At 71.2% G+C, this 12407-nt stretch carries 11 protein-coding genes; 9 read left to right on the plus strand and 2 right to left on the minus strand.

All coding sequences use genetic code 11. The features are described 5' to 3' along the window. The first annotated feature begins 24 nt into the window (after positions 1-24). From ABZ208_RS02975 to ABZ208_RS03015, 9 genes are all read left to right on the plus strand, one after another. Complete coding sequence (locus tag ABZ208_RS02975; RefSeq protein WP_356907951.1) at positions 25-909, plus strand: carbohydrate ABC transporter permease; 885 nt, start codon at positions 25-27, stop codon at positions 907-909. Further along, positions 906-2084 (plus strand): Gfo/Idh/MocA family oxidoreductase, encoded by a 1179-nt coding sequence (locus ABZ208_RS02980; RefSeq protein WP_356907806.1) that lies wholly within the window; start codon positions 906-908, stop codon positions 2082-2084. Before ABZ208_RS02975 ends, ABZ208_RS02980 begins: the two co-directional genes overlap by 4 nt. Then, on the plus strand, positions 2081-2920 hold the full coding sequence (locus ABZ208_RS02985; protein WP_356907807.1) for a PmoA family protein: 840 nt from the start codon (positions 2081-2083) through the stop codon (positions 2918-2920). The genes ABZ208_RS02980 and ABZ208_RS02985 overlap by 4 nt, the downstream gene beginning before the upstream one ends. Further along, positions 2917-4497, plus strand: coding sequence for a family 43 glycosylhydrolase (locus tag ABZ208_RS02990; protein ID WP_356907808.1), 1581 nt, complete (start codon positions 2917-2919; stop codon positions 4495-4497). Before ABZ208_RS02985 ends, ABZ208_RS02990 begins: the two co-directional genes overlap by 4 nt. A gap of 76 nt (positions 4498-4573) precedes the next feature. Next, positions 4574-5914 (plus strand): sugar ABC transporter substrate-binding protein, encoded by a 1341-nt coding sequence (locus tag ABZ208_RS02995; protein WP_356907809.1) that lies wholly within the window; start codon positions 4574-4576, stop codon positions 5912-5914. Positions 5915-6178: 264 nt separating this feature from the next. Then, complete coding sequence (locus ABZ208_RS03000; protein ID WP_356907952.1) at positions 6179-7417, plus strand: pectate lyase; 1239 nt, start codon at positions 6179-6181, stop codon at positions 7415-7417. Positions 7418-7585: 168 nt separating this feature from the next. Next, positions 7586-8119, plus strand: a complete 534-nt coding sequence (locus ABZ208_RS03005) for an O-acetyl-ADP-ribose deacetylase (protein ID WP_356907810.1) — start codon at positions 7586-7588, stop codon at positions 8117-8119. Between the two features lie 270 nt (positions 8120-8389). Then, entirely contained in the window at positions 8390-9865 is a 1476-nt protein-coding gene (locus ABZ208_RS03010) for an AlkA N-terminal domain-containing protein (RefSeq protein WP_356907811.1), read from the plus strand. A gap of 12 nt (positions 9866-9877) precedes the next feature. Then, the gene (locus ABZ208_RS03015) at positions 9878-10372 is read left to right on the plus strand and encodes a methylated-DNA--[protein]-cysteine S-methyltransferase (protein WP_356907812.1); all 495 of its coding nucleotides are present in this window, start codon (positions 9878-9880) and stop codon (positions 10370-10372) included. 160 nt (positions 10373-10532) lie between these two features. On the opposite strand, the gene ABZ208_RS03020 is transcribed toward ABZ208_RS03015, so the two are convergent. Beyond that, positions 10533-11324 carry a hypothetical protein gene (locus ABZ208_RS03020; RefSeq protein ID WP_356907813.1) on the minus strand — a complete coding sequence of 264 codons (792 nt, stop codon included), beginning with the start codon at positions 11322-11324 and terminating at the stop codon, positions 10533-10535. Positions 11325-11580: 256 nt separating this feature from the next. After that, positions 11581-12312: a Sir2 family NAD-dependent protein deacetylase gene (locus ABZ208_RS03025; protein ID WP_356907814.1), complete on the minus strand. Its 732-nt coding sequence runs from the start codon at positions 12310-12312 to the stop codon at positions 11581-11583. Positions 12313-12407 lie beyond the last annotated feature (95 nt).

Genomic DNA, 12407 nt, shown 5'->3' on the forward strand with positions numbered 1-12407 from the left:
GACGCCCGCTCCGAGACCCGGCACGTGACGGTCCCGGGCCCACGGAGGGGAGAAGCCGCCACCGCCCCCACCGTCCGCCGCCGACGGGGCCTGAGGGCCTGGGACGAGGTACCGCGCTGGCAGATCTATCTGCCCCTGACCGTCTATCTGCTCTTCACGCTCGTCCCCTTCTACTGGATCCTCCTTTTCGCGCTGCGCCCGACGGGTTCCACCTCGCTGGTGCCGTGGCCGATGACCACCGAGCACTTCGAGAAGGTGTGGACCGACCGCAGCTTCGCCGTCTACTTCCAGAACAGCCTGCTCACCGGTCTCGCCACGCTGGTGATGACCACGGTGATAGCGCTGGCCGGCGGCTACGCCCTCGCCCGTTTCGACTTCCGTGCCAAGAAGGGCTTCATGCTGGCCCTGCTGTGCTCCCAGTTCGTGCCGGGCGCACTGCTGCTGGTGCCGCTGTTCCAGATCTTCGCCAACCTCCGGATGATCAACTCCCTGGGCAGCGTCATCATCGCGGAGACCGTCTTCCAGCTACCGCTGTCGATGATCCTGATCAGCGGCTTCATCAGGAACGTGCCCTACTCCCTGGAGGAAGCGGCCTGGGTCGACGGCTGCAACCGCTTCAGCGCCTTCCGGGTCGTGGTGCTGCCGCTGTTGCGGCCGGGACTGGTGGCCGTCGGCTCCTTCGCCTTCGTCCACGCCTGGAACCACTTCCTCTTCGCCCTGATGTTCCTCAACAACCCGGAGAAGCAGACCATCCCGGTCGGACTCAACACACTGATGGGTGCGGACAGTGTCGATCTCGGCGCACTCGCCGCCGGCGGCGTCATCGCGGCCGTCCCCGTCGTGATCGTCTTCGCCTTCATCCAGAAATGGCTGATCACCGGGTTCAGCGCGGGGGCGGTGAAGGGATGAGTGTTCCCGGGAACCCCCTGCCCGTGGTGCTGGCCGGCGCGCGTGGCCATGGCGGCTGGCATCTGCACAACATCCGACGGCTCGAGCGGCTGGGCCTGGTGCGCCTGGCCGGTGTCTGCGAGCCGGCACCGCTGGCCGCCGACGACTTCGACGGCATCGACGCGATGGAGCAGTCGTCCGACCTGGACGCGCTGCTGGCTTCGACCGGAGCGCGGATCGCCGTGATCTGCACCCCGATCCAGACGCACACCGAACTGGCGCTCACGGCCGCCCGGCGCGGCGTGCATCTGCTGCTGGAGAAGCCTCCCGCCCCGTCGTACGCGGAGTTCGGCCGGCTCACCGCGGGCATCGCCGCTGCCGGTGTGGCGTGCCAGATCGGTTTCCAGTCGCTCGGATCGCACGCGATGGCGTCGATTCGTTCGCTGCTCGCCGACGGAGCCGTCGGCGAGGTGCTCGGCGTCGGCGGCGCGGGGGCGTGGGTGCGCGACGAGTCCTACTTCGGGCGCTCGCCCTGGGCCGGCCGCCGCCGGATGAACGGCGTCGACGTGGTCGACGGTGCGCTCACCAACCCGCTCGCCCACGCCGTCGCCACCGCGCTGGCACTGGCGGGCAGCCCGAACGCCGAGGATGTCGCCGAGATCGAGACGGAGTTGTTCCGCGCCAACGCCATCGAGGCCGACGACACCTCATGCGTACGCGTCACCACCACAGGCGGCAACCGGATCGCGGTGGCCGCGACGCTGTGCGCCGAGACGGCCGCCGAGCCGTACGTGATCGTGCACGGGACGGGTGGACGGATCACGTTCTGGTACAAGCAGGACCGCATGCTGCTCCAGCGGGCCGGGCACGGCCCGGTGGAGAGCGTGCACGGCCGGACGGATCTGCTGGAGAACCTGGTCGGCCATCTGACTCATGGCACGGAACTGCTGGCGCCGCCTGCGGCAACGGGCGCGTTCATGCGGGTCGTCGAGGCGGTACGCACCGCGCCGGAGCCGGTGGAGCTGCCGGCGTCCGTGTGGCGCAGCCTGCCGGGCGGGGTATCGGCAGGCGCCGTGGCGCCGCGCCGTGTCGTCACGGGCGTGGACGGGTTCGTGGTCGCGTGCGCCGAGAACCTGAGCCTCTACTCCGAACTCGGCGCCCCCTGGGCGCTCCCCGCGAAGGCGGACGCGTCATGACCGCCGCCCTCGTACTGCGCTGTGCAGGCCGCATCGTCGGCCGGTACACGATCCGCCCCGCGCTCGAGCGGCGCTCGTCACCGCGGCCGTACTTCCATCCGGTCCGGACAACGGGCGGTGTGCCGGTCACCGAGCTGATGCCCGACGATCACGCGCACCATCTGGGGGCCGGCGTCGCGGTGCCCGACGTGGCGGGTCTCAACTTCTGGGGCGGGCGGACCTTCGTCCGCGACCAGGGGCCCACCGAGCTCGACAACCATGGCGTGCAGCGGCACGACGGGTTCACACGCCGTGACCCGGACGGGTTCGTGGAGGAGCTGAGCTGGACCGCCGGCGAGCGCGTGCTGCTGCGCGAGCGCCGCGCCGTCGCCGCCGTGCCGCTCACCGACTCGGCCTGGGCGCTGGACCTCACGTTCTCCCTGACCAATGCCACCGCACAGGAGCTGACCATCGGCAGCCCGGCCACCAACGGCCGGCCGGGCGCGGCCTACGGCGGCTTCTTCTGGCGCGCTCCCAAGCAGCCCTTGGTGCCAAGGGTGTTCAGCGCCGATGCCGAGGGCGAGTCCGCCGTCCACGGCGCTCCCGCCGACTGGGTCGCGCTGGCGGGGGAGGGGTGGACGCTGGTGTTCGCCGGAGCAACCGAACGAACCCGGCAGGACCCGTGGTTCGTCCGCTCCGCCGAGTATCCGGGCGTCGGTTCGTCGCTGGCCCACGACAGGCGGCTGCCGGTCGCGCCCGACGGGACGGTGGTCCGCCGGATCGTCACCGTGGTCGCCGACGGCCGGCTGGGCCGGGGCGAGGCAGCGGCCCTGGTCCACCAGGCGGTGACATCGTGATCACCGGTGATCTCGGTGACGGCACCTACCGCAATCCGGTGCTGGCCGCCGACTGGTCCGACCCCGATGCCGTACGCGTCGGCGACGACTTCTACCTCACTGCCTCCAGCTTCGGACGGGTCCCGGGGCTGCCGCTCCTGCACTCCCGTGACCTGGTCAACTGGACACTGGTCGGACACGCCCTGGAGCGGCTCGAACCTGCCGCGGCCTTCGTCGCGCCGCGGCACGACAGCGGGGTGTGGGCGCCCTCCATCCGGCATCACGACGGCCGGTTCTGGATCTTCTGGGGGAACCCCGACCATGGCATCTACCAGGTCAACTCACCTGATGTCCGGGGCCCTTGGAGCTCACCGCATCTGGTGAAGGCCGGCAAGGGGCTGATCGACCCGTGTCCGCTGTGGGACGGGGAGAGCGGCGAGGCGTATCTGGTGCACGCCTGGGCGAAGTCCCGTTCCGGCATCAAGAACCGGCTCACCGGGCACCGTATGCGGCCCGACGGCAGTGGTCTGCTCGACGAGGGCAGGACGATCGTCGACGGGGACGACATCCCCGGCTGGTTCACACTCGAGGGGCCCAAGCTCTACCGTCACGACGGCTGGTTCTGGATCTTCGCGCCCGCCGGGGGCGTCGCGACCGGCTGGCAGGGCGCGTTGCGGGCACGGGACTTCTGGGGCCCGTACGAGGAGCGCCTCGTCCTGGAACAGGGCGACACCCCGGTCAACGGCCCGCACCAGGGCGGATGGGTGCGCACCCGGCACGGCGAGGACTGGTTCCTGCACTTCCAGGAGCGGGGCGCGTACGGGCGGCTGGTGCATCTGCAGCCGATGCGGTGGGACGACGACGGCTGGCCCGTCCTCGGGGACGACGGCGCGCCGGTGCTCGTCCATCCCAAGCCCGATCTGCCGGCGCAGCCGCGATCCGCGCCGGCCACCGACGACGACTTTCCCGGCGGGCGGTTCGGCCGCCAGTGGCAGTGGACCGCCGACCCCGGCGAGGGGTGGGCGCCGCTGCACGGGTCCGACGGGCTGCGGCTGACCTGTGTGCGCTCCGCCGAAGTGCACGACCTGCGCAGGCTGCCGCACGTGCTGACCCAGAGGCCGCCGGCGGCCGACGCCGTGGTCGAGGTCGGGCTGCGCCTCGACAGCACCGGACCCGGCTCCCGCGCCGGTCTGACGGTGCTCGGGGACGCGTTCAGCTGGATCGGACTCGAGCGCGGCGCGGACGGCGCGGTCCGCCTCGTGCATCGCTTCGCCGAGGCCGGCGCCGAACGGGAGCGGGACGCCGCACCGGTTCGGATCGCACCGCGGGGACGGGCCCGGCTGCGGATCGAGATCGGCGCGGGGGCGCGCTGCCGGTTCCTCGCTGCCGTGCCCCTGTCGAGCAGTTCGGCCGACGCCGGTGCGGGAGGGGTGTTCCTGCCCTCCGGCCAGGTGCTCGCGGCCACGCCCTGGCGCTGGGTCGGCGCCTTGCTGGGCCTGTTCGCCGGGTCTCCTGCCCTTCCCGGCCGGACGGGGCCGGACCATACGGGCGCCGCCACCTTCACCAGGTTCCGCATCACCCCTCGCGCCGTCGGCTGAGGCGCGACCACAGACACCCCTCACACAGCACACCGCACAGTTCCACGATCCGCGTACGAGAAGAAATGAGCCGAGCATGACCATCTTCCGCAACCGACGCCGCAGAGCCGCATCCGCGTTCGCTCTCACCACCGCTCTCGCCCTGACCACCACCGCCTGTGGCGACGGGGGCGGGGCCGCTGCCGGAGACAAGGGCACCGAGGGATCGGGCAAGGGCGAGATCACCTTCTGGGACAACAACGGTGGTGTGCGCACCGACGTCTGGACGGAGATCATCAAGGACTTCGAGGCCAAGAACCCGGACATCAAGGTCAACTACGTCGGGATCGCCGCGACCGAGGTGCAGTCCAAGTACGACACCGCCATCCAGGGCGGCGGCCTGCCGGACGTCGGCGGTGTCGGGGCCGCGATGCTCGCCGGGATCGCCGCGCAGAACGCGCTGGAGCCGCTCGACGAGCGGATCGCATCGAGCTCGCTCAAGGGCAAGCTGAACGCAGGAATGGCCGAGAGCGTGAAGGCCGCGGGCGGCCGCGACCGGATGTACACGGTGCCGACCTCCGCGAACAACGGAGTGGTCTACTACCGCACCGACCTGTTCCAGGCGGCCGGCCTGGAGGCGCCCACCACGTGGTCGAAGTTCTTCACGGCGGCCGGCAAGCTCACCGACAAGGACAAGAACCGCTTCGGGTACACGATCCGCGGCGGCGCGGGCTCCATCGCGCAGGCGCTGGACGCCATGTACGGCCAGACCGGCATCAGCAGCTTCTGGGACGACGGCAGAACCACCGTCAACGACCCGAAGAACATCCAGGCGCTGGAGAAGTACGTCGCACTGTTCAAGAAGAGCACTCCGGCCGCCGACGTCAACAACGACTTCACCAAGATGGTCGCCCAGTGGGACAGCGGCCAGATCGGCATGCTCAGCCACAACCTGGGCTCCTACCAGGACCATGTGAAGGCGCTCGGCACCCAGAAGTTCCGCGGGATCCCCAACCCGACGACGGACGACGGCACGCGCGTCCAGGTCTCCAACCCGGTGGACGGTCTGGGCCTGTTCAAGACCGGCAAGAACAAAGCCGCGGCCTGGAAGTTCATCGAGTTCGCCGCCTCGCACGAGTCCAACAGCAAGTGGAACAAGTCGGCCGGAGCCATCCCGGCCAACACCGAGGCGGCGAAGGATCCGTGGATCCAGGAGTCCGAGCCCACCAAGCTCGCCGCCGAGGCGCTGTTCAGCGGTGACACCGAAATCGTGCAGCTCCCCTACTACCTGCCCGACTGGAACACCATCTCCAAGGCCGACAACGAGCCGGCGTTCCAGAAGGTGCTGCTCGGCAAGATGTCCGCGAAGGACTTCCTGGACACGCTCGCCGAGCAACTGAACAAGGCCCAGGCGGAGTGGGAGCAGCAGAAGCAGTGACGGCCGGCGCCGTCAGGTGATCGCGGCCGTCGCGCGGCTCACGCCCGCACCGGCCGCGGCACCCACGGCCCCGGACCGCTCCGCTGAGCGCCGACCCGGCCCGGTGCATGGTCCCGGGGCAGGCACGCCGTGGACCACCCGGCCGGAGAACGGCCGCCCATGTCCCCACAGTCCAGCAGTCCGCAGCAGAAGGAGTACCGAACAGTGCGTACACAGCCAGGTCACAGACGCGCCGTGGCAGCAGCTGTGGTGAGCTCCACCGCGCTGGTGCTCGGCGTCACCGCCCCGGCCCAGGCCGCGTCCCCCAGCGATCCGGGCCGCCAGACCCTTCCTGCCGGTGACGGCTGGGCGTCCGATGGCACCGGCACCACGGGGGGCGCGACGGCTGACGCCGCTCACGTCCACACCGTCAGCACCTGGGAGGAGTTCACCGCCGCACTCGCCGCCGACGGCACCGCCCCCAGGATCATCAAGGTCCGCGGCACCCTCGACGCCACGGCTTCCGGCTGTGCCGCGTTCGAGGCTCCCGGCTACGACTTCGACCGCTATCTCGCCGACTACGACCCCGCGGTGTGGGGCTACGACACCACGGTCAGCGGCCCTCAGGAAGATCTGCGGGCGGCATCGGCGGCGAACCAGGCCAGGGCCATCAAGGCATTCGTCCCGGCCGACACGACCATCGTGGGGATCGGCAGGAACGCCGGGATCGTCGGCGGCAGTCTGCAGATCCAGGGCGTGGACAACGTCATCATCCGCAATCTGACACTGGAGAGCCCCCTCGACTGCTTCCCGCAGTGGGACCCCACCGACGGGGAGACCGGGGCATGGAACTCCGAGTACGACAGCATGGTGGTGTACGGCTCCACCCATGTGTGGGTCGACCACAACACGTTCACGGACGGCGAGCACCCCGACAGTTCGCTGCCGTCGTACTACGGCGAGATCTACCAGCAGCACGACGGCGAACTCGACGTCGTCAGGGGTGCCGACCTCGTCACCGCGTCCTGGAACGTCTTCACCGACCACGACAAGACGCTCATGATCGGCAACAGCGACAGCGCGGGCGCCACGGACCGCGGCAAGCTGCGGGTCACCTTGCACCACAACCTGTTCCGCAACGTCATCGAGCGCGCGCCGCGGGTGCGCTTCGGCCGGGTCGACGCGTACAACAACCACTTCGTCGTCCCGGCGACCGGCTACGCCTACAGCTTCGGTATCGGCATCGAGTCCCAGCTGTTCGCCGAGAAGAACGCGTTCACGCTGCCGGCAGGTGTGGGCGCCGGGAAGATCCTCAAGAAGTGGAAGGAGGCCCCGGTCACTGCCGAGCACAACTACGTCAACGGCAAGCCGGTGGACCTTGTCGCCGTCCACAACGCCGAACTGCCCGAGGAGACACTGCAGTCCGGCGCCGGCTGGACACCGACGCTGCGGACCCGGGTCGACCACCCCAAGGCCGTGCCCGGTGTCGTGGGTCACCGCGCGGGCGCCGGCCGGCTGTGCTGAGCGCGCCCTTAGGGTCCGGGGCGGTGCGCCCGTGGTCTTCTTTCCGATGCCGGCCACCGCTCCCGGGACCCACCGTAGACCGGCCGTGTTCCTCGCGACCGGGCGCCCTGGCCGACGGGCCGACATAAGTGCGTGCCGCGGCCGCCGGCCGGCGGCATCATGATCTCCATGACACAGCAGCGGCCGGCCATCACCCTTGTCCACGGCGACATCACCCAGCAGCACGCCGACGCCATCGTCAACGCCGCCAACTCCTCCCTCCTCGGCGGCGGAGGCGTCGACGGTGCCATCCACCGCAAGGGTGGCCCGGAGATCCTGGAGGAGTGCCGGGCCCTGCGCGCCTCCCGGTACGGCAAGGGCCTGCCCACCGGACAGGCCGTCGCCACCACCGCAGGCCGGCTCGACGCCGGCCATGTGATCCACACTGTCGGCCCTGTCTGGTCCCGTGAGGAGGACCGGTCCGAGCTGCTGGCCTCCTGCTACCGCGAATCGCTGCGCGTGGCCGCCGAGTTGGGGGCCGAGACCGTGGCGTTCCCGGCCATCTCGACGGGTATCTACGGCTGGCCGATGGACGACGGCGCACGCATTGCGATCCGCACGGTTCGTGAGGCGGCGTCCGCGCCGGTTCAGGAGGTGAGGTTCGTGCTGTTCGACGAGGCCGCCTACGCGGTCTTCGAGACGGCTCTCGCGGCCTCGAGCTGACGGGCGACGACGGGGGAGGAGCAGTGCTCGAGCACGGTTGCCGTCCGTGGAGTCGGGAGCCGAGAGCATACGGGGCACTGGAGGACGGACGCCGCGGACCGGTCACCGAGTGTGTGGCATTCACCACCACATGTGGAGTGCGGTCACCCGACGTGCGCTTCACCCTGTTCGGCGAGGATGCCTGTCGGTGATTCGAGACAGCCCTGGCCGAGCAAGGCTGATGTCGAATTCTCGCCAGCCTCTCGCCCCGGCATACCCGATGCTGGAGCCATGCACACCGACACCGAGCGCTGCGTACGTGCCGTCCGGTCGAAGGACGCCCGCTTCGACGGCTGGTTCTTCACCGCCGTACTGACCACGCGGATCTACTGCCGCCCCAGCTGCCCGGCCGTGCCGCCGAAGGCCGAGAACATGACCTTCTACCCGAGCGCCGCCGCCTGCCAGCAGGCCGGATTCCGTGCCTGTAAACGCTGCCGCCCCGACACCAGCCCCGGCTCCCCGGAGTGGAACGCCCGCGCCGACACCGTCGCCCGCGCCATGCGGCTGATCGCCGACGGCGTCGTCGACCGCGAAGGAGTGCCGGGCCTCGCCGCCCGCCTCGGCTACTCCACCCGCCAGATCGAGCGCCAGCTGCTGGCCGAGCTGGGCGCCGGCCCGCTCGCCCTGGCCCGCTCCCAGCGCGCCCAGACCGCGCGCGTGCTGATCGAGACCACCGCGCTCCCCATGGCCGAGATCGCCTTCGCGGCCGGTTTCTCCTCCATCCGCACCTTCAACGACACCGTCCGCGAGGTCTTCGCACTCGCCCCGGGCGAGCTGCGCACCCGGGCCGCCCGCGCCCGCACGGCTGTGCCGCAGACCTCCGGAGTGATCGCCCTGCGGCTGCCTTACCGGGCACCGCTCAACCCCAGCAACCTCTTCGGACATCTGGCCGCGACCGGCGTCCCCGGCGTCGAGGAGTGGCGGGACGGCGCGTACCGGCGCACTCTCACCCTCCCGTACGGGCACGGCATCGTCGCCCTCACCCCGCAGCCCGACCACATCGCCTGCCGCCTCTCGCTGACCGACCCGCGCGACCTCACCATCGCCATCAGCCGCTGCCGCCGGCTGCTCGACCTGGACGCGGACCCGGTCGCCGTCGACGACCAGCTGCGCACCGACCCGGAACTGGCCCCCCTCGTCGACAAGGCCCCCGGCCGAAGGGTTCCGCGCACGGTCGACGCCGCCGAGTTCGCCGTACGGGCCGTGCTCGGCCAGCAGGTCTCGACGGCCGCCGCCCGCACGCATGCAGGCCGCCTGGTCACCGCGCACGGAGTCCCGGTCGACGACCCCGAGGGCGGCCTCACCCACCTCTTCCCGACGCCCGAGGCACTCGCAGCGCTCGATCCCGAGGCCCTCGCGCTGCCGCGCAGCCGCCGCACCACCCTCACCACGCTGGTCGCGGCGCTCGCCGACGGCACGCTCGCGCTCGATCCCGGCAGCGACTGGGACCGGGCACGGGCCCAGCTGGCCGCGCTGCCGGGATTCGGCCCCTGGACGGTCGAGGTGATCGCGATGCGCGCTCTCGGCGACCCCGACTCCTTCCTGCCCACCGACCTCGGCATGCGGCGAGCGGCGGCCGAGCGCGGTATGCCGTCCACCCCGGCCGCCCTCACTGCACGCGCCGCCGCCTGGCGGCCCTGGCGTGCCTACGCCGTCCAGTATCTGTGGGCGACCGACGACCACCCGATCAACCGCCTCCCCTCATAAGGAAGTTCGGACATGACCAGGCAGCACACCGTTGTCGACAGCCCCTACGGCCCTCTCACCCTCGTCGCCACCGACGGAGTACTCAGCGGGCTCTACATGACCGAGCAGCGGCACCGGCCGGACGAGGAGACCTTCGGCGGCCACGACGAGACGCCCTTCGGCGAGGCGATCCGCCAGCTGGAGGCCTATTTCGCCCGCGAACTCAAAGAGTTCGACCTGCCGATGCGCCTGGAGGGCACGCCCTTCCAGCGCCGCGTCTGGGACCAGCTGCGCCGGATCCCCTACGGCGAGACCCGGACCTACGGCGAACTGGCAGGCGCCCTCGACAGCCCCGGTGCCTCCCGCGCGGTGGGTCTCGCCAACGGCAAGAACCCGATCGGGATCATCGTTCCGTGCCATCGGGTCATCGGCTCGAACGGCAGCCTCGTCGGCTACGGCGGCGGCCTCGACCGCAAGCAGCGCCTGCTCGCCTTCGAACGCGGCACTCCGGACGACGGGCTCTTCTGAGCGACGCCGGGCCCGGGTCCGGTGGTGCGCCGGGGAACCGGCCCTCTGCGGCGCCCTCCTGCGCGCCAGGGGCGACGCCGTCCGCCGCGAGCGCGCAGGAAACCGTCCTCACGACCCAGGGCCGTGAGGACGGTCCGATCCGATACCCCCTGCTCAGGTACTACCAGAAGAAGACGAGGTACCCCTCGCCGCCGTCCTCTCCAGGCTGACCGGGAGCGCCGGGAGGGCCACCCAGGCCGCCGTCGCCACCCACCGCGTGGCCGAAGGCGGGGGGGATGATGCCGTCGGCGACGTCGCCGCCGAAGCCGTTGCCGTCCTCGCCGGGCCGGCTCACAGCGCCACCCCTGATGCACTCGCCGCCGGTGCCCCCGGCTCCGGGGATACCGGGAGCACCGGTGGAGAAGCCGCCGCCGCCGCCCTCGCCCCCTTCAGCCCTGAGTACTTCCTTGTCTTTGTACGAGGTCACCGTCGTCGCGGTGCCGTCGTCGCCCATGGTGCCGCTGGTGCCCACGGGACCGCCCGAACCGCCCTCGCCGCCCTCGCCCAGGTCCACCGTGACCTTGGGGTGCTTGGGGTCGATGTCGATGACGCACCAGACGAAGCCGCCGCCACCGCCGCCGGCACCGCGGCCACCGACGATGGGGGCGGTGGCGCTGCCGCCGGCGCCACCGCCACCGCCGCCACCGGGGCCCCACGCCTGGGCGAACACCGACTTGACGCCCTTGGGAGGCGTGAACGTCCCGTCCTCGGAGAAAGCCCGCAGTCCGTGCAGGACCACCCCGTTGTTCTTCTTCTTGTTCTTGTCCTTGTCCTTCGCGGCCGGCGTGGCGTCCCGGCCGGTGGCCTGAGCGGCAGGTGCGGTGATGAGCAGCTGGCCCGCCAGGGCTGCTACCGCCATGGCGGCGAGCAGAGCCTTGCGACGGGCGGGTCGGGTCTGGCTGTTCCCGTTCATGTTGTCCTTCCCCTGTGGCCTGATCCGAGGCCACGGGCGTGCGCTGAGCTGATGATCGGACCGGACGGTCCGCGGCTCATCCGACAGCCCCAACCGCCGTCCCGCCAGGCGGCGATGGTGATGCTTGACCCAACCGGGTCGCCTGATGCCCTGCTCGGGCTACCTGTGCGGCCGAACAGGCGTCCCCGGGTGGGCCGTGTGTTCGGAGGCTGGGGAGAGGCCTCGCCCGGCCATGACCGGCAGCCCCGTGGGGGCGCTAGCGGGTGGCGCCGGTGAGGCGCTTCAGCAGCGAGGGCAGCGCCGTGCCGATCGGTTCGCGCACGACCTCCTCGGCCAGCTCGTCGTACGGCGTCGGCTCGGCGTTCACCACGATCAGCCGTGCGCCGTGCTCGGCGGCGATACCGGCAAGCGAGGCCGCGGGCTGCACTTGAAGCGTGGTACCGACGGCGAGGAACACCTCGCAGGCCTTGGCGATCGCCATCGCCTGGCCCAGTACCTCCGGGTCGAGGCGCTCACCGAACATCACCGTCGCCGACTTCAGGATTCCGCCGCACTGGGCACACGGCGGATCCTCCTCGCCCGCCTCCACCCGGGCCAGGGCCTCGGCCATCGGGGAGCGGACATGGCAGCGCGTGCACGTCACCGTTCGTGCGGTGCCGTGCAGTTCGATCACCTTGCGGCTCGGCATGCCGGCCAGCTGGTGCAGACCGTCGACGTTCTGGGTGATCACCCGGACCGCGACGCCGGACTGCCGGTCGAGCTCGGCGACCGCGTGGTGCGCGGCATTGGGCTCGGCACGCCAGGTCGCGCTGTCGCGCCGCATACGCCAGGAGCGGCGGCGGATCTCCGGGTCGGCCATGTAGTAGTCGTACGTGACCAGCTTCTCGGCCTCCGGGTCGCGCCGCCACAGGCCGTTCGGCCCGCGGTAGTCGGGGATGCCGGAGTCGGTGGAGATACCGGCGCCGCTGAGGATGGCGACGAGAGTCATGCCGCGAGCGTACGCAGGCGTGCGGGGGGAAGGCGACCGGATTCCGGCGCCCTGTGCCGCGCTGCCCGCCCGTGGTCACCCGCGGTGACCGTCTC

This window comes from Streptomyces sp. NPDC006208 (assembly GCF_040613775.1).
Lineage (GTDB): Bacteria > Actinomycetota > Actinomycetes > Streptomycetales > Streptomycetaceae > Streptomyces.